Consider the following 17322-nt stretch of genomic DNA (forward strand, 5'->3'; position numbering starts at 1 on the left):
TTAGATAAAAATAAAAATATTTATAAATATACTATTAATCATATCAAAAAATATAATTTGATAAGAATGTGATGATTGAATGAAGGCTATAAAGAAAGTGATTTAAGGAAATAAAACCATTTTTTTCTTGAAAACCGCTCTTGTGCATACTATAATAATAACGTTGTCAGTGCCCTTGTGATGAAATTGGTAGACATAGCAGACTCAAAATCTGCCGGCTTCAAACCCGTACCGGTTCGAGTCCGGTCAAGGGCACCAACTATTGATGATTAAGCTGGGATATATTCTCAGCTTTTTTTGCGCATAAAAAAAGGAATAGGCTACTATTCCTCACTAAATAATACTTCTTCTACAATGGCTGCAGCATCTTTAATACAGTCTGGACAAGTTCTTAGCATCTTGCCTGTTTCTACACCTTTTAACACTTTACATGTAGTTGTAGAATTCTTTTCTTTAAATTTCTGCATGATTTCTCTAGATAACTTATAAGTACTTGCTTTACTATCTGGCTTACCTAGATTGCCTGTACTATTCTTACATCCTGCAAGAAGACATGCACCAGTAATAGCACCACAAGTACCCTCCATGCAACCTACACCTAGACCTAATCCTTCAGCAACCTTAAACATTGTTTCTTCATCCATACCTACAAGATCACAATAAGTACATGCAACTGCCTGTGCGCAGTTATATCCCTTATCATGTCTTTTAATAGTTTCATCAATACGTGTCATATCCTTTACCTCCACTCACAACTCAATAGATGATCATTATAAATGCCAATCGCCTGCAAATAGCTATAAATAATCACAGGACCAACAAACTTGAAGCCACGTTTCTTTAAATCTTTAGATATCGTAGTAGACAGTGCATCACTTGCAGGAATCTCTTTTTCATCTGTATAGCGATGATCAATCACCTTAAAATCTACAAAAGACCAGATATAATGATCAAAACTGCCAAACTCTTCCTGTATGCTTAAAAAAGCTTTCGCATTGACTATAATACTATTGATTTTCAAACGATTATGAATAATACCTTCAGCTTCATAGAGAGATTCTATTTTTTCATTAGAATAGGATGCAATCTTGTGATAATCAAAATCATTGAATGCCTGCTTATATGCTTCTTCTTTCTTTAAAATAGTATCCCAGGATAATCCAGCCTGCATGCCTTCAAGAACAAGCATCTTGAATAACATTCTTTCATCATGTGTTTCTTTACACCATCGATCATCATGATATTTAATTGCTTCTTTACTTTTAGCCCATGAACATCTCATTGAATGACCTCCTTTTCACATTGTAGCATATCCAAAGTAGTCAACACATCTATTTTTTTGTATAATAGTTCAGAAAGGACGTGAATTTATGGAACAATTTGATGCCCGTATGAAGTTTTTATTAAAAGATGAATATGATGACTTTAAGAAGGCTTTATTAGAAAAGCCGGTTAAAGGTTTATATTTAAATAGAAATAAGAAAAATGTAGAAAGGGTATTGGAAGAACAGTATATTGAACATCATCCTATTGTAGAAAATGGTTATCTCTATGATGAAAACTATCATCCGGGAAGAAGTGCTTATTTTCTTGCAGGACTCTATTATATCCAGGAACCAAGTGCTATGCTTGTAGCAGACGCATTACCTATTGAACCTGATGATTTTGTGTTAGATATGTGTGCGGCTCCAGGAGGTAAAAGCTGTGAGATTGCATCTCGATTAACAGGGGAAGGTGTATTAATTGCGAATGATATAGAAGCTGCTCGTGCACGCATTTTAAGTGAGAATATCGAACGTTTTGGATTAGACAATACAATTGTCACAAATGTAGATCCAATGTGCTTCACAAAGCAATTTCAGGAAGCATTTGATAAGATCGTCTTAGATGCACCATGTAGTGGAGAAGGGATGTTTAGAAAACTTGAACAGGCTGTCGATACATGGAGTGAAGAGAAGGTATTAGAATGTGCGCATATACAGAAGAACCTTTTAAAGGGTGCCTATGACATGTTGAAACAGGGTGGTATGGTTATCTACTCTACATGTACTTACTCATATGAAGAAAATGAAGCAATGGTTCATTATGCCGTTGATGAACTTGGCTTTGAATTACTTCCTCTTAGTAAATCTCATGGTTTATGTCCAGGTGTTGATCTAGATGAAGTAGTAAGATGTTATCCTCATCATTATCGTGGAGAAGGGCATTTTATCGCCTTGTTAAGAAAGCCTGGAAACAATCCAAGAAAACAAGTACGTACAATAAAACCATCAGTTAATTCAGCTGATTTAAAAGTTTTAAAAGCCTTCTATCAGGATAATCTCAATAAGAAAGTACCTTCATACATAATAGAAAATAATGGACACCTCTATGCCATCAAAAAGAACTTTCCAGAATTAAAGGGAATCAGAGTATTACGTAACGGACTCTATTTAGGTGAAATAAGAAAGAATAGATTTATTCCAAGTTATTCTCTCGCCTTAACTTTGACTAAAGAGGATGTAAAAAGAAGTTATGACTTTCCATGTGAGAGTGAGGAAATCAAGAAGTATATCCATGGTGAAACATTAGAAGGAACAGGAAACAAAGGATTTGGTGTGATCTTTGTAGATGGTTATCCACTTTCTTTCTATAAAGAAAGCAATCAGGTTAAAAACTTATTTCCTAAGGGACTCAGACGATGAACCGTTATTTTAGTTTGCGTGATGAAGTATTACATTTTTTAGATGAAAAGAGCCATGGCTATTATAAAAGAGAGGCAATAGCACATATGTTTCAAGTAGAAACACTATGCTTATTACTCGCAAAAGAAAGAAATCTGGATGAAGAGTTATGTGCTGTCATCGGTCTTCTTCATGATCTAGCGGTGCCTATCTATTCTTCTAGTTTTCAGCATGCCACTCGTTCAAGTGAATTGGCGAAAGAACTTCTTGGTCCAATATTTAGTGGTGAAGAAAAAAATATCATTTTTACTGCAATTAGTAATCATTCACACAAGGAACGCATAGATGATGCTTATAGTGAACTGATTAAAGATGCAGATTGCTGGAGCCATTTTCTTGAAAAGACAGTTTTAAAGCACGAAGAATCAGAAAGGTTGAAACTTCTTAAGATTATGTGAATTTTCATATGGGTTTGGGTTTTAAAAAGAGTTGTGTTATAATTATGTGTGCGTAAAGGAAGGTGATTATGTGAAAAGAGGACATAAAGTTGTATCATTTCTTATTGCTGCTGCAATGATTACACCGCTTGCTTTATCAAACGTGAATACAGTTGAGGCAGCTAATAAATTTGAAGGTCAGGAAACAAAGTATTATAAGCTTTGTGCATCTAAGACAATTACTCATTCAAATCAGAATACTTGTAAAGAGTTTAATAAATACTTAAAGACAAAGAGTGCAAATTTAAAAAGTGAGATCAGCAGTAAACAGAATAGCGTTGATAGTGCAAAGCTATCTATTGCAGATGCAGCAGATAAGATCAATAGCTTAAATAGTCAGATTGATGAAGCTAATCAGAAGATTGCTTATATGAATACTGCAATCACAAATGCAGAAAACAATCTAAATGAAAAGAAGGCTTTATTAAAGGATAGAATTTATTCTATGCAGAGTCAGATGAATTCTAATGCTTATGTTGATTATTTATTCAATGCAAGTTCATTCTCTGATTTCTTCTCAAGAGCAGCGACTCTTAAGGATTTAACTGCTTATGAAACAGATTTAATGAATGAAATCAAGGAAGAGCAGAAACAGCTAGAAGTACAGAAGCAGACACTTGTTGATACTCAGACTGCATTAAATGCGCAGAAGAGTCAGGCTGAAGAATTACAGAAAACATTAGTAGCTAAACTTGAAGCTGAACAGAAGGCTTTACAGGATAAGCAGAGTGATTTATCTGATAATGAAAATAGTATTGGTACAATTGCACAGAACTTAGTTGAATTAAATAAAGCATCAGAAGAGTCTAAGGTCAATGGTGTTACTCAAGCTACACCAAATAAGAACAATGGTTCTTCAAATAATGGCGGTTCTTCTAATAATGGAGGATCATCAAACAACAATGGGTCATCAAGCAATGGTGGAGGAAGCACAACACCAACACCTAGTCCAGATCAATCTTCAAGAGGACTTGCGATTGCGAATAAGGCATTAACACGTCAGGGTTATATGTATTCATGGGGTGGATGTCACTCTATGAGCCAGATTGCGAATCCTAACTGGACTAAGTTTGACTGTTCAGGTCTAGTTAACTGGGCTCATTATCAGGCTGGTGTGAATATTGGATCAAATACGACTAAAACATTATGCAATGTAGGAACACAGGTGGATCGTGGTTCTATGCAGGCTGGTGATATTATCTTATTCAGTTCAAATGGTTCCTATTCTGGTGTACACCATGTAGGTATCTATATTGGTGGTAACCGTATGGTTCATGCTCCTTCAAGTGGTAAACCAGTACAGGTTGCAACATTAGGAATTAACTATTGGCAAAAAGAATTCTACCAGGCTAGAAGATGTTATTAAAAGGAATGCACAGGCATTCCTTTTTTTGTGTGTAAATAAAAAAACGGTTATTAACCGTTCTTCTTTTTTAAGATGACTTTTGTAACGATGATGATTAAAACTAATACGATCGCAGATGAAATATAGAAAGTATTCATTAGTGGTGGTTTGCTGAACCACTTAGTAGAATCTGCAATCATACGTGCAGCTAAGGCGATTGAGTAACCAGTAGAAGCAGCACCTACTAAAGCAAGCAATGCTTTGAATAATTTTCCTGTAACTTCAGTAAATAAAATTGCGATTGCAAGAGTACATAACGCAATGAATGTATAAATGACTAATTGCATCGGGGAAACCTCCTTTTCACACTTAGTAAAAGATATCATAAAATCTATATTTTTGCAATGTGTTCTCATAATTAAACAGTAATATGTAAATTATGTGAAAATGTGAGATAATGAGGGTGGAGTGTGGACAAATAATGTCCTGTTTGGTACTATTATTCGTGATAAAGGAAGAGGTAAAAAATTATGAGAAGAAAGAGAAATTATAATTATTCTCCTTACAGTCGTCGTAGAAGAATAAGATGGGATAATGTCTTAAAGGTAGTTATTCCTGTAGTTGTAGTACTTGTATTAGTGATCACATTTAATTTTTCACGTATTAGATTGGCTATGAAGGGTTATTCATGGTCTCAGCAGTCTGCTGTATTAAAACTAACAAGTGATAAAGTAAAGATTGTGATTGGTGATGATTACTTAGATCATATTGATTCATGGCTAAAACATTCTAAGGATGTAAAGTATTATGCTGATTTTGAACAGTATCAGTCGCTTCATAAGAAGATGAAGGCTGCTGATGTAGTAGATACATTATCACCAATGTTAGATGACCAGATTCCTTCTTTAAAGAAGAATGGGTATACTGAAAAACAGATCTGGACAATCTTAAAAACAGCTGATAGTGATGATCTAGATTATATTCTAGATAAAGGCTATAGCTATAATACAATGAAGAATTATATGGCTGTTTCTGGTTTTAAATTCAAGGATATGGATAAATATGAAGAAGCTTATAAATCAAGTAAGAATTATAACTATGCTGTATTAAGTACGTCTTATCCATTTATTGGAGATTCTACAAAAGAAGCAACAAGACATACAATTACAAATCCAGCTCGTTACACTACACTTGTAAAGAAAGGCTTATATCTCCCTTCAGATTATAAACCAACTGATCTAGTGACACCTGATGAGAAATATATTACTAAAAAGTGTGATCATCCAAAACTTAGAAAAGAAGCTTATAAAGCATTCCTTGCTATGCGTAAAGCAGGTGAAAAGGAAGGCTACTACATTATGATTAATAGTGGTTATCGTTCTTATAGTGAACAGAGTGAAATCTATAAGGAATATAAACAGAAGTGGGGAGAACTTTATGCAATCCAGCACGTTGCTTTACCTGGCGCAAGTGAACACCAGACTGGTCTTGGTATCGATATGAGTTCTGAAAGTGTAAATGAAGGTAAGAGACTTGTATTTGGTGATACATCAGAATATAAATGGGCATGTAAAAATGCTCATAAATATGGCTTTGTATTACGTTTTGCGGATGGTACTTCTAATATTACAGGTATCACACAGGAACCTTGGCATTTCCGTTATGTAGGTAAAAAAGCTGCTAAGATCATGTATGAAAATAACTGGACATTAGAAGAATATTGTCTTTATACAGGAGACCTTCCTGCATTAAAATCTTAATTAATCCGGCATGTGCCGGATTTTTTTGAAGGAGAGAAGAATTATGTTGAGTATGGTAGAATATGTTTATGAACGTATGCATACATATGAAAATCTAGAAATAGGTATAGATTTCACAATGGGTAATGGTCATGATACAAAGGCTTTAATTGAATGCTGCAGGGATGTATATAGTTTTGATATACAAGAAGAAGCACTAAAACATACAAAAGAACTAGTGGGAGATCAAGCACATTTAATATGTGATTCTCATGAGAATTTTGATCATTATGTTGAAACGTTTGATATTGGTGTTTTTAATCTAGGTTATTTACCTGAAGGAAATCATAACATTACAACAACACTTGATATCACTCAAAGAACTCTCATTAAGGCTATTGAACATATGAAGAAGGTCATCTTTATAACTTGTTATATTGGACATCCTCAGGGTAAAGAAGAAGCTTTATGGATTGACCATTACGTATCTCGATTAGATACGCATACATTTAATGTATCAAGTTTTAAGATGATGAATAAAAAGAATGCACCTTATGTGATAGAAATAGAGAGGAAATAAGAATGAAATATAAAGCACTTATTTTTGATATTGATAATACTTTAGTTAATACTCTTGATATGAATATGATTCCATTACAGAAGATTATTAAGGAAGAAAAAGGAGAAGAATGGACTTTAGAAGAAGTGTATCATTTTGCATCTTATCCAGGTATGAAAGTCATGGAAGAACTAGAAGTTCAGGATCCTAAAGAAGTTTATGCAAGATGGGTAAAATATGTTAATGAGTATCAAGCAAGTCCATATGAAGGAATGGATGACGTGTTAAAGACACTGCATGAAAAGTTGAGATTTAGCGTTGTCTCTTCTAAGAATAAGAAGCAGTATGATATTGATGTTGTTTCTTTAGGACTTGATGATTATATGGAAGTCGTTGTATTAGAAGATGATACTTCAAAGCATAAACCTGATCCAGAACCATTATTATTATGTATAGAACGCTTAGGATTAAATAAGGAAGATATTATTTATATTGGAGATGCCTATTCAGATCTTCTTGCTTCAAGAAATGCAGGCATTGATTTTGCCTTCGCAAAATGGGGCAGTGTAGAAAGCAAAGATATGAGTGATTCTGACTATATTCTAGAGAAGGTAGAAGATTTATTAAGACTCCTTTAAGTGTTATAATGTAACACAAGGAGATGATAGTGATGAAGATAATCGCATTTACAGGTGCGGGAATATCTAAACAGAGTAATATTCCTACATTTATGGAAAGACCTGATGTCAGAGAAAAACTATTTAGAAGTTATGCTCAAAGACATCATGAAGAATACAATGAAGTTATTAGACAATTAAAAAAGAATATGAATTGTGCAAAACCAAATGATGCACATTATGCCTTGGCAGAGTATCATATTCCTATTATCACAATGAATATTGATGGATTACATAGACTTGCTGGAAGTGATGCATTAGAACTACATGGTGGTTTACCTGAAGATGATGAAATGGATATAGCTTATTCTTTATACAATAAGCCAGTTCTTTATGGTGATCCAGCACCAAACTATCAATTAGCCTATGAGATGGTTTATACATTACAACCAGGAGATATATTTTTAGTAGTTGGATGTTCTTTCCATACTGGTATATCTGTTGATTTAAGAGAAGTCGCTAAGTCTAGAGGTGCACGTATTATTGAGATACAAGAAGATGCAGCACATAATGTAAGAAAAGTATTGGAAGAATTATTAAATAATAATTAACTATTTAATATAAAAAAGAAATGGAGGAATTATTGATATGCAAATACCGTTGTTATTATGTGCGATTTTATTTATAGTTATTTCTATTTCTTTATATTTTGGAAAAGGTTTAAATATGATTGCTGGATATAATGATTTAAGCCAAGGTGATAAAGAGAAAATAAATAGGATAAGATTATGCAGGATGTTGGCGGTAACACTTGATATCACTGCGATCATTTTAATATTAGGTGCGTATTCTATTATTAGTATAAATGATACAATGATTTTAGGTGTTATCCTACTAATTGTAGGAACTGTATTGAGCAATGTTGTTTCCAAAAATAAGTGAATCAATTGCTATAAAAATATTGGGAGAATTAATGAAAGGAAGATTGATTAATGGGCTCGATTTTAATTAAACCACATCATTTTATTGATGTTATTAAATTATATGGATCGGGGATAGATAGATTTGTTCCTGATGAAAAAATGGGACATGATTTTTATAGGGTTGCTAATGAAATTATTGAAAACCCATCTGTTGATTTAAAATTAACAATCGGTGGAGATGACATTTGTAAACCTTGTAAAAAGTATCATGAACAATGTGTTGATCCATTAACGCATATACAAGGATATACTAGTAAAGATGTTTATAATAAAACTTTAGATAAACGAATTATAAAATTATATAACTTAAATGATGAATATTATACTGCAAAACAATTATGCTCTATAATTCAAAATAATAAAGAATATATCTTTGAAGTTTGGGATGAAGAAGATGATGAAGTAACACAAAAAAGATATGAATTATTTTTACAAGGGGCTTATAAATTTTTAGATAACATTTAAAGAATAAAATATAGGAAGATGTGATTGAATTGTCAAAAAAGGAAAAAGCTTATTTTCATTTACCGGGATTATTTGAATTCTATGAACTATATAAAGTCTTTTTACCATTATTCTATCATCATCGTGAATACTTTTATGACTGGTGTGAAATAGGTTCTATTTATGGTGCTCCAATGGACTGCTTATGGGGTGGAGGAAGATTAGGAGAAGGAGAAGATAATCCTCGTGAGGTATTAGACCTGATGAAGACATATCATATTTCTGCAAGACTTACTTTTAGTAACTCTATGCTAGAAGAAGAACATCTCTTAGATCCTAAATGCAATACATTATGTAGATTATTTAATGAAGCAGGCAACAATGGTGTGATTGTACACTCTGATCTCTTATTACACTATCTAATGGAGAAATATCCACACCTTTATTTTGTCTCTTCTACTACTAAAGTCATCACTGACTTTAATCAATTCGAAGAAGAATGTAGAAGAGAAGAATTCCGTTATGTTGTACCTGATTTTCGTTTGAATAAGCAATTTAAATTATTATCTACAATCAAGCAGAAGGATAAAGTAGAATTCTTATGTAATGAATGCTGTTATGTAGGATGTCAGGATAGAAAGAAATGTTATGAAACGGTGAGTTTACAGAATTTAGCTAAAGATATACCTGATCATATTTGTCATGCACCTCATGCTCAACAAGGCTATCGTTTCTCTCGTGCCATGCATAATCCTTCGTTTATTAGTATTGAAGACATACAGTCTATTTATAGACCATTAGGTTTTACACAGTTTAAGATAGAAGGTAGAAGTCTAGGCAGTGCTCTTGTATTAGAGTTTCTGTTATATTATTTGGTTAAGCCAGAATATTCAATTCATGTGAGAGAAGAAATCTATCTCGATAATATGCTTGATCTCTTTTAGGTGCTATAATGAATAAGAAAGAGAGGTTTCATATGAACGCATTAAAAGTAATGGAATTTGCGAAAGAACTGCTTTTAATTGATTCTCCTACAGGATATACAAAAGCAGTCATTGATTTTTATGAAAAGGAAGTAAAAGCCTTAGGTTATGAAACGATGCATACCAATAAAGGTAATCTGATTATTAAGGTACCTGGTATGAAACATCATACAAAGGCATTATGTGCTCATGTTGATACTTTAGGCTTAATGGTAAGAAGCATCAAAGAAGATGGTACGCTAGCATTTACTTTAGTAGGAGGCCCTATTGTTCCTACACTAGATGGTGAATATTGTAAAATAGTAACAAGAGATGGAAGAACTTATACAGGAACAATTCTTTCTAATTCTCCAAGTGCACATGTCTACGATGATTCTAAGAATGCCCCTAGAACTGATATGACAATGCATGTACGTATTGATGAATGTGTGTCATCTAAGAAGGAAGTAGAAGAATTAGGTATCATGCCAGGCGATTATATCTGTATTGATCCTAAAACAACAATTACTCCAAGCGGCTTTATTAAATCTAGATTCTTAGATGATAAACTCAGCGTAGCTATTCTATATGGCTTATTAAAGACAATGAAGGAAGAATTCATTATTCCTCATGATACTTGGTATTTCTTGATTTCTACTTATGAAGAAGTAGGACATGGATGTTCTTATATTCCAGAAGAAATTGAAGAGGTTATTGCAGTGGATATGGGATGTATTGGTAAAGACTTGAGCTGCACTGAAAGAGATGTTTCTATCTGTGCGAAGGATTCTAGTGGTCCTTATGACTATCAGATGACAACAACACTTATCAATCTTGCGAAAGATAATGAATTATCTTATGCAGTTGATATTTATCCGTTCTATAGCTCTGATGTCTCTGCATCTTTAAGAGGTGGCCAGGATATTAGAGGCGCATTAATAGGTCCAGGTGTGGCTGCAAGTCATGGTATGGAACGTTCACATGTGGATGCAGTAGAGAACACATTGAAGCTGTTAATTGCTTATATGACAAAAAAAGACTGATGCTTATTGCATCAGCCTTTTTCTTTTATGATGATTATTCAACTACTGTAACGTTAGCTGCCTGTGGTCCACGATCGCCTTCAACAACGTCAAATTCAACAGTCTGGCCTTCTTCTAGAGTCTTGTATCCATCAGCGTTGATTGCAGAGAAATGAACAAAGATATCTTTGCTCTGTCCTTCTACTGTAATGAATCCATAACCTTTTTCAGCCTTAAACCATTTTACTTTACCTGTCATCTGACATACCTCCTGTAAATTGCAATACATCAAGCAACTTTATTATAGGCTTTTGCAATCGATAGTGTACTACTGATAAAAAACCAATACAAAATGTCCTGTGTAACTGCTATATATATCATATCACATGTGTAAAATAATAACAAGAAAAATGGAAATTCAAGACGTAATATGTTATGCTTTTTTTGTTGACAAAGAATAGAAAATTCTTAGAATAATGGAGATGGGGTGTAATGATATGATGAATAAATATGCTGAATTGATAGTGAAAAAAGGCGTTAATCTTCAAAAAGGTCAGAAACTTGTTGTCACTGCTGATGTTGAATGTGCTTCTCTTGTGAAAGCAATTGCGAAAGAAGCCTATAAAGCAGGAGCTCAGGATGTAATTGCCCATTATGTAGATGAAGATATTACAAGACTTAGATATGAACATAATGAGGTTGATTACTTCAAAAATGTGCCTGATTATCTTGTGGAGTTACGTAATAAGTATGCTTTAGAACATGCGGCTGTAGTCACTATTACATCAGAAAATCCTGATGGATTTAAAGGAATTGATCCTTTAAAGATGGCAACATACAGTAAAGCAATGCATGAACAGGCTAAGACATTCTATGATCATTTAGATCTAGGTATTGACCGCTGGTGTATTGTTGGAGCACCTTCTCTTAAGTGGGCGAATAAGGTATTTCCTGATATGAATAATCAGGAGGCTATAGAAGCCTTGTGGAAAGCTATTTATCATGTATGTTATGTAGATACAAAAGATCCTTTAAATGCCTGGGAAATGCATCGTGCGTCTTTTGAAAAACGTGTTAAGACACTTAATGAGATGGCTATTGACTACTTACATTATACAAATAGTCTAGGAACTGATTTAAAAGTATATATGAATAAAGATTATTTGTTTGCAGGTGGAGGAAGTTTTACAACTGATGGAGTTTATTCTTTCCCTAATATGCCTACAGAAGAAATCTTCACTTCTCCAGACTATCGAAAGACAGAAGGTATTGTTTATTCTTCATTACCACTTAACCATGGTGGTTCACTCGTTAATGATTTTTATATTCGATTTAAGGAAGGTCGTGTTGTAGACTTTGATGCTAAGACAGGTAAAGATGTACTTGCAAGCATCATTGATACTGATGATGGGGCTCATTATTTAGGTGAAGCAGCACTCGTACCTGTTGATTCTCCTATATCAGAAATGGGGCTATTATTCTATAACACATTATTTGATGAGAATGCAGCATGTCATCTTGCTCTTGGAAAAGGCTTTAATGAATGTATTAAGGGCGGTTATGAGATGACTAAAGAAGAATTATATAAACATGGTGTCAATGATTCATTCACACATGTTGATTTTATGATTGGGACAAAAGACCTTGACATTGAAGCTGTTACTAATGATGGAAAAACAGTGCAGATCTTCAAGAATGGTCGATTCGTAATTTAAGGAGGCTATATGTCAGAATTTGTAGATAAAGTAAGTAAACGTCGTACGTTTGCGATTATTTCTCACCCGGATGCTGGTAAAACAACATTAACAGAAAAGTTCTTATTATATGGTGGAGCTATTCAGGAAGCCGGTATGGTTAAGGGTAAGCAGAATATGCGTCATGCAGTCAGTGACTGGATGGAAATTGAAAAACAGAGAGGTATTTCTGTTACATCTTCAGTATTACAGTTCAATTATGATGGGTTCTGTATCAATATTCTAGATACTCCAGGCCATCAGGACTTCTCGGAAGATACATATCGTACATTGATGGCAGCTGACTCAGCGGTCATGGTTATTGATGCATCTAAGGGTGTCGAAGCACAGACACGTAAGTTATTCAAGGTTTGTGCAATGAGACATATTCCTATCTTTACTTTCATTAATAAGATGGATAGAGAAGCAAAAGACCCTTATGAATTAATGGAAGAAATTGAACAGGAATTAGGTATGGATACATGTCCTGTTAACTGGCCTATTGGATGTGGTAAACAGTTTAAAGGTGTTTATGAAAGAGAATCTAAGAAAGTGATTCGTTTCGTACCAGTACAGGGTGGTAAGAAGGAAGTACAGGAAATCATTACTGATTATGATGATCCTGAATTAATTAAAGAAATCGGTGAAGATTATTATGCGACTCTTCAGGATGATGTGGAATTACTAGATGGTGCAGGTGCAGAATTTGATCTAGAAAGAGTACATCGCGGAGAATTATCACCAGTATGTTTTGGTAGTGCCTTAACTAACTTCGGTGTAGAACCATTCTTACATCATTTCTTAGATTACTCTATGCCTCCTCAGCCAAAACAGAGTGATGATGGACCAATTGATCCATTCAATGAAGATTTCAGTGCATTTGTATTCAAGATTCAGGCAAACATGAATAAAGCACATAGAGATAGAATGGCGTTCATGCGTATTACTTCTGGTAAATACATTAAGGGTATGGAAGTATTCCATATGCAGGGAAATAAAAAGATTAAATTAAGTCAGTCTAAACAGTTAATGGCTGATGACCGTGAAGAAATCCAAGAAGCGTATTCTGGAGATATCATCGGTGTTTTTGATCCAGGTATTTTCTCTATTGGTGATACAATCTGTACACCTAAGCATAAGTTCAAGTTTGAAGGTATTCCTACATTCGCTCCTGAACATTTCGCGCGTATCCGTAATACAGATACAATGAAGCGTAAACAGTTCGTTAAGGGTGTAGAACAGATTGCTCAGGAAGGGGCTATTCAGATCTTTACTGAAATCGGTGGTTCTATGGAAGAAATCATCGTAGGGGTAGTAGGTGTCCTTCAGTTTGAAGTACTTGAATATCGTTTAAAGAACGAATATAACGTAAATATTAAAAGAGAACCTCTTGGATATCAGTTCATCAGATGGATTGACAATGAAGAAGTGGATCTATATAGCTTAAACTTATCTTCAGATACAAAGAGAGTACAGGATTTAAGAGGAAAGTATTTATTACTCTTCTCAAATCAGTGGGGAATCAACTGGGCTACTGATAAGAATAAGGAATTAGTATTATCAGAGTTCTCTAAAAACTAATAAAAAAATCTACGTTATTGGTGGACGCTTTTGTACTTTGTAGTCTATCTGGCATGTTTCTTCTTTATTGAACATTTCATGCCAGTGACGCAATATCATGTTATTTCTACACCAATAGATCATATGATTCCATTTAATGAGTGGTTTGTTTTCTTTTATATCAGCTGGTTTGGGTATATCTTCTTCTCTTTCTGGTATTTCTTTTTCAAAGATAAGAAAGAATACTTGCAGATGATTACATTCCTATTTACCGGTATGACACTCTTTATAGTGGTATCAGTCATCTATCCTAATGGTTTAGATATTAGACCAAAACAATTAGGTGATAATAATGTTGCGTTAATACTTGTTGATTTGCTTTATAAGATTGATACACCAACCAATGTATTGCCTAGTATTCATATCTTTAATTCTATTGGTATGTGTATGGCTTTTAGCAAATCAAAGCATGCAACTGGTATTATGAAGAAGGGAACTATAATTCTTACAATAGGGATTATTATCTCCACTTTCTTAATCAAGCAACATGGAATTATTGATGCACTTTCTGCGGTTGTGTTATCAATCATTCTTTATGTAATTGTCTATAAGAAAAATACTTATTTATTAAAAAGAAAATCTTAAAAGTTCATGGGTCATCATGAACTTTTTCTATTGTCGAAAATATAATAATCATTTCCTTGGATTATAGTTTTTGTGTTAGAATACCAACAGGGAGTGATATTGATGAAAATATTAGCTGCGTTTGATTCTTTTAAAGAAAGTATGACTGCATATGTTGCAGGAGAAGCAGTACAGAGAGCTTATCATAATGTGCATATATGCCCTTTGGCTGATGGTGGTGAAGGGACAATGGAAGTCATGAATAGTTATCTACATGGTGATATTCATGAGATAGAGGTAGCGGGTCCTTTGTTTAAGACAGTTCACGCTAAAGTTGCTCTCGTAGATGATCTAGCTATTATAGAAAGTGCACAGGCATGTGGACTGGATTATTTAACGGAAGAAGAAAAGAATGGAACAGAAGCGACTTCTTATGGTGTAGGAGAAATGATGAAGTATGCGTATGATCAGGGGGCTAGACGTTTTCTTCTGACTTTAGGTGGAACTGCCTGTAATGATGGCGGTATGGGCTTATTAAGCGGTATGGGTTATGGCTTTTTTGATCAGTTTGATCAGAGAGTGCCGATGAATGCTAGAGGCTTAGAAACACTTGATCATATTAAAAAGACGCGTCTTGATTTATCAGATATAGAGGTAGAAGGAGCATGTGATGTTTCTAATCCTCTTTGTGGTAAAGAAGGAGCAACTTATGTTTTTGGCCCACAAAAGAAGGTAAAAGATTTAGAAAAGACAGATCAAGCCATGAAGCATTATGCTGATATAATGAGTGAATTAGTTGGAAAAGATGATTCATATACACCTGGTGCAGGAGCAGCAGGAGGTATGGGTTATGCCATAGTGACAGGACTTAATGGTCAGCTTGTGACTGGATTTGATGCAGTGAGTCGTACAGTTCATCTAGAAGAAGCAATCCAGCAAGCAGATATTATTTTTACTGGTGAAGGAAAGATGGATCATCAAACATTATATGGCAAGACACCATTGGGTGTATTGCGTTTAGCACAGAAATACAACAAGCCTGTTATTGCATTTTGTGGAAAGTGTGAAGATAAAGATGTATTACTCGAAGCAGGATTTGAGGATGTGCGCTGTATTAATCATACGGATGAACCTCTTTCTGTATTATTAGAAAAAGGTCCACAGTATTTAGAAGAAGAAGTGAGACGTTATCTGGAGGAAAAGAATGTATAAGGTTACAAAAGATGAATTACTATTAGATTCTCTTGTGGAGCATACTCGTAAGAAGAGAAATGATTGTAAGAGCTTATTGAAATATAAATCAGTACAGGTGAATGGCGAAGTACAGACATATCATGCTTTTGAATTACATCCAGGAGATGAAGTAGAAGTAGGTAAGAAGATAAATCTGCCTTTTGAACTTCTTTATGAAGATGATGACATGATAGTCATTAATAAGCCTTCAGGGCTTGTGAGTGAAGAGACACGTAATAATAAATATCAGACAGCTTTTTATATGGTGCTGGAATATTGTCGTAAAAAGAGACAGCAGTGTTATCTTGTCCATCGTTTAGACCAGGATACTTCTGGTGTACTTATGTTTGTGAAGAATAAGAAGCTTTATCAGGAATTAACTCATAACTGGAATAAGTATGTTAAAACAAGAGGATATGTCGCGATATTAGAAGGACAATGTCGTAAGTCAGGTACAATAAAGAATCATCTTGTAGAAGATAGACAGTTAAAGATGCGTATTGCGAAAGAAGGACAATTGGCTATTACGCACTACAAGCCATTAGAAGTATCTAAAGATTATACAATGATGGAAGTATTCTTAGATACAGGACGTAAAAATCAGATTCGTGTTCATATGGCTTCTTTGAATCATCCTATTATTGGCGATAAGAAATATGGCGCACGTACAAATCCTTTAAAGAGATTAGGTCTACATGCACATGAATTTGCATTCACACATCCTTTTACGCATAAAACAATGACCTTTAAAGCACCGCTTCCTTCTTCTTTTACACAGATGTTTAAATCTTCCAAAAGATAGAGTGGAGGATAAACGATGAAGCATAGTAAACTGATTAGTCAAATTATTGTACTTGCGGTATGTGTTGTTGCGGTCTTTTTGGGGTTGAAACTTAGAGACAAAATCAGACTACAGAAGGAAGTTGTCTTGAATGTGAGTGTACATCCTTATGGCCTTATGGATGAAAAAGAAACATATTTAGTGGCCACACAGGTATACTTTCCTAAGGCTATTGATATGTCTCAGGCAAGTTTTACTGTAGGTGATTTTAGTCAGCTTGGTGAAGTGAACGAGACACTTTCTAAAGATAAGACTTTAACTGAAGATTATTATAATAGTAAGGTGTTGCTTGAAAAGAATACACGAGTCATGATTGATTACAAGATTGTGCAGATGGAACGCCCGATGAATATAGAAAATCTCACAGTCAAGGCTACTATAAAGTATAGAGGCGTAAAGATTCATGCAGTGAATGGTATTATTACGCAAATATAAAATAGAGTTGTTTGGAATTTTATGAATCTTTGATCTCTTCTCGAATGCAGCCATGGCAGAAAGTT

The 17322-nt window shown here is 34.2% G+C and carries 21 protein-coding genes and 1 tRNA gene; 18 read left to right on the forward strand and 4 right to left on the reverse strand.

From position 1 onward, the window contains the following. The first annotated feature begins 171 nt into the window (after nucleotides 1-171). Nucleotides 172-258: transfer RNA gene (locus QZQ55_RS07720), tRNA-Leu, on the forward strand. A 65-nt stretch (nucleotides 259-323) separates the two neighbouring features. Here the strand turns inward: QZQ55_RS07720 and QZQ55_RS07725 are convergent. Then, complete coding sequence (locus tag QZQ55_RS07725) at nucleotides 324-734, reverse strand: C-GCAxxG-C-C family protein (RefSeq protein ID WP_295091931.1); 411 nt, start codon at nucleotides 732-734, stop codon at nucleotides 324-326. A gap of 5 nt (nucleotides 735-739) precedes the next feature. Then, entirely contained in the window at nucleotides 740-1282 is a 543-nt protein-coding gene (locus QZQ55_RS07730; protein ID WP_295091934.1) for a DNA-3-methyladenine glycosylase I, read from the reverse strand. A gap of 88 nt (nucleotides 1283-1370) precedes the next feature. Between QZQ55_RS07730 and QZQ55_RS07735 the strand changes: the two genes are divergently transcribed. The 3 genes from QZQ55_RS07735 to QZQ55_RS07745 all read left to right on the forward strand — a co-directional run bounded on the left by QZQ55_RS07735 (nucleotide 1371) and on the right by QZQ55_RS07745 (nucleotide 4526). Further along, nucleotides 1371-2684: an RsmB/NOP family class I SAM-dependent RNA methyltransferase gene (locus QZQ55_RS07735; protein WP_295091937.1), complete on the forward strand. Its 1314-nt coding sequence runs from the start codon at nucleotides 1371-1373 to the stop codon at nucleotides 2682-2684. Next, nucleotides 2681-3121 (forward strand): HD domain-containing protein, encoded by a 441-nt coding sequence (locus tag QZQ55_RS07740; protein WP_295091940.1) that lies wholly within the window; start codon nucleotides 2681-2683, stop codon nucleotides 3119-3121. The genes QZQ55_RS07735 and QZQ55_RS07740 overlap by 4 nt, the downstream gene beginning before the upstream one ends. Nucleotides 3122-3191: 70 nt before the next feature. Next, complete coding sequence (locus QZQ55_RS07745; RefSeq protein WP_295091942.1) at nucleotides 3192-4526, forward strand: C40 family peptidase; 1335 nt, start codon at nucleotides 3192-3194, stop codon at nucleotides 4524-4526. Nucleotides 4527-4576: 50 nt separating this feature from the next. Here QZQ55_RS07745 and QZQ55_RS07750 read toward each other — a convergent pair whose 3' ends face one another. Further along, nucleotides 4577-4852, reverse strand: a complete 276-nt coding sequence (locus QZQ55_RS07750) for a hypothetical protein (protein WP_295091946.1) — start codon at nucleotides 4850-4852, stop codon at nucleotides 4577-4579. A 183-nt stretch (nucleotides 4853-5035) separates the two neighbouring features. On the opposite strand from QZQ55_RS07750, the gene QZQ55_RS07755 reads away from it, so the two are divergent. Genes QZQ55_RS07755 through QZQ55_RS07790 form a run of 8 tightly spaced genes read left to right on the forward strand, consistent with a single transcriptional unit; the run spans nucleotide 5036 to nucleotide 10852 of the window. After that, on the forward strand, nucleotides 5036-6265 hold the full coding sequence (locus tag QZQ55_RS07755; RefSeq protein WP_295091949.1) for a D-alanyl-D-alanine carboxypeptidase family protein: 1230 nt from the start codon (nucleotides 5036-5038) through the stop codon (nucleotides 6263-6265). A gap of 43 nt (nucleotides 6266-6308) precedes the next feature. Then, nucleotides 6309-6824, forward strand: a complete 516-nt coding sequence (locus QZQ55_RS07760) for a class I SAM-dependent methyltransferase (RefSeq protein WP_295091951.1) — start codon at nucleotides 6309-6311, stop codon at nucleotides 6822-6824. A 2-nt stretch (nucleotides 6825-6826) separates the two neighbouring features. Beyond that, entirely contained in the window at nucleotides 6827-7441 is a 615-nt protein-coding gene (locus QZQ55_RS07765) for an HAD family hydrolase (RefSeq protein WP_295091954.1), read from the forward strand. A 32-nt stretch (nucleotides 7442-7473) separates the two neighbouring features. Next, complete coding sequence (locus tag QZQ55_RS07770) at nucleotides 7474-8031, forward strand: Sir2 family NAD-dependent protein deacetylase (protein ID WP_295091957.1); 558 nt, start codon at nucleotides 7474-7476, stop codon at nucleotides 8029-8031. 37 nt (nucleotides 8032-8068) lie between these two features. Further along, nucleotides 8069-8362, forward strand: a complete 294-nt coding sequence (locus tag QZQ55_RS07775) for a DUF3784 domain-containing protein (RefSeq protein ID WP_295091960.1) — start codon at nucleotides 8069-8071, stop codon at nucleotides 8360-8362. 50 nt (nucleotides 8363-8412) lie between these two features. Further along, nucleotides 8413-8868, forward strand: coding sequence for a hypothetical protein (locus tag QZQ55_RS07780; protein ID WP_295091963.1), 456 nt, complete (start codon nucleotides 8413-8415; stop codon nucleotides 8866-8868). A 29-nt stretch (nucleotides 8869-8897) separates the two neighbouring features. Beyond that, nucleotides 8898-9791, forward strand: a complete 894-nt coding sequence (locus QZQ55_RS07785; RefSeq protein WP_295091965.1) for a hypothetical protein — start codon at nucleotides 8898-8900, stop codon at nucleotides 9789-9791. 32 nt (nucleotides 9792-9823) lie between these two features. Beyond that, nucleotides 9824-10852 (forward strand): M42 family metallopeptidase, encoded by a 1029-nt coding sequence (locus tag QZQ55_RS07790; protein ID WP_295091969.1) that lies wholly within the window; start codon nucleotides 9824-9826, stop codon nucleotides 10850-10852. A 34-nt stretch (nucleotides 10853-10886) separates the two neighbouring features. Here QZQ55_RS07790 and QZQ55_RS07795 read toward each other — a convergent pair whose 3' ends face one another. Further along, nucleotides 10887-11090: a cold shock domain-containing protein gene (locus QZQ55_RS07795; RefSeq protein WP_006505439.1), complete on the reverse strand. Its 204-nt coding sequence runs from the start codon at nucleotides 11088-11090 to the stop codon at nucleotides 10887-10889. Between the two features lie 223 nt (nucleotides 11091-11313). Between QZQ55_RS07795 and QZQ55_RS07800 the strand changes: the two genes are divergently transcribed. The 6 genes from QZQ55_RS07800 (at nucleotide 11314) to QZQ55_RS07825 (ending at nucleotide 17257) form a co-directional block, all read left to right on the forward strand. Next, nucleotides 11314-12546 (forward strand): aminopeptidase, encoded by a 1233-nt coding sequence (locus QZQ55_RS07800; protein ID WP_295091972.1) that lies wholly within the window; start codon nucleotides 11314-11316, stop codon nucleotides 12544-12546. 9 nt (nucleotides 12547-12555) lie between these two features. After that, a complete protein-coding gene (locus QZQ55_RS07805; RefSeq protein ID WP_295091975.1) occupies nucleotides 12556-14145 on the forward strand; it encodes a peptide chain release factor 3 in 1590 nt (529 codons plus the stop codon). A gap of 30 nt (nucleotides 14146-14175) precedes the next feature. After that, nucleotides 14176-14769 (forward strand): hypothetical protein, encoded by a 594-nt coding sequence (locus QZQ55_RS07810; RefSeq protein ID WP_295091977.1) that lies wholly within the window; start codon nucleotides 14176-14178, stop codon nucleotides 14767-14769. A 102-nt stretch (nucleotides 14770-14871) separates the two neighbouring features. Then, on the forward strand, nucleotides 14872-15960 hold the full coding sequence (locus tag QZQ55_RS07815; RefSeq protein WP_295091978.1) for a glycerate kinase: 1089 nt from the start codon (nucleotides 14872-14874) through the stop codon (nucleotides 15958-15960). Further along, the gene (locus QZQ55_RS07820; RefSeq protein ID WP_295091981.1) at nucleotides 15953-16783 is read left to right on the forward strand and encodes an RluA family pseudouridine synthase; all 831 of its coding nucleotides are present in this window, start codon (nucleotides 15953-15955) and stop codon (nucleotides 16781-16783) included. The genes QZQ55_RS07815 and QZQ55_RS07820 overlap by 8 nt, the downstream gene beginning before the upstream one ends. A 15-nt stretch (nucleotides 16784-16798) precedes the next feature. Next, complete coding sequence (locus tag QZQ55_RS07825) at nucleotides 16799-17257, forward strand: hypothetical protein (protein WP_295091984.1); 459 nt, start codon at nucleotides 16799-16801, stop codon at nucleotides 17255-17257. The last annotated feature ends 65 nt before the right edge of the window (nucleotides 17258-17322 follow it).

Source organism: uncultured Catenibacterium sp. (genome assembly GCF_900540665.1).
Taxonomy (GTDB): Bacteria; Bacillota_I; Bacilli_A; order Erysipelotrichales; family Coprobacillaceae; genus Catenibacterium.